The organism is Sulfoacidibacillus ferrooxidans, assembly GCF_022606465.1.
Classification (GTDB): Bacteria; Bacillota; Bacilli; order Alicyclobacillales; family SLC66; genus Sulfoacidibacillus; species Sulfoacidibacillus ferrooxidans.
On the sequence record NZ_JALBUF010000096.1, the window covers coordinates 1 to 424 of the forward strand.

At 68.2% G+C, this 424-nt stretch carries 2 protein-coding genes; one reads left to right on the forward strand and one right to left on the reverse strand.

Features of this window, described 5'->3' with window-relative positions; all coding sequences use genetic code 11:
- Positions 1–11 precede the first annotated feature (11 nt).
- The gene (locus MM817_RS17645; RefSeq protein ID WP_410967066.1) at positions 12–170 is read left to right on the forward strand and encodes a DUF1329 domain-containing protein; all 159 of its coding nucleotides are present in this window, start codon (positions 12–14) and stop codon (positions 168–170) included.
- A 12-nt stretch (positions 171–182) separates the two neighbouring features.
- Here MM817_RS17645 and MM817_RS16535 read toward each other — a convergent pair.
- A partial coding sequence (locus MM817_RS16535; RefSeq protein WP_164106753.1) for a hypothetical protein occupies positions 183–424 on the reverse strand: 242 nt, incomplete at its 5' end.

Genomic DNA, 424 nt, shown 5'->3' on the forward strand with positions numbered 1-424 from the left:
ACTACTACGATGTGCCGCTGGTCTCCAGCACCCTGGAAGCGATCTACGACTTCAAGGGCGGCCGCTACTTCGTCGATGGGCTGGACAACAACGAGCCGATGTACGACTTCGGCGTGCAGGTCGGGCCGCGCGACTTCACCCCGCAGGCGCTGCGCCGGGAGGGTAACTGAGGCGGACGGCCCTCAGACGATCAGCTCGGCGCCGCGCAGCGTGCCGTCGTCGTCCAGGCGCGCCGGCGCCGGGCTGATCTGCAGGTACTTGATGCTGTCCCGCGGGATCAGCAGCAGGTCGCCGTCGACCTCGACGCTGAGATAGGGCGTGTCCAGCTGCTGGCGGATACTGCGGGCGACCTCGGCCGGGTCGTCCTGCTGGCGCGGGAAGCGCAGCGACAGGCGCTGGCCGTCGGTGAAATGCAGGTAGAGGT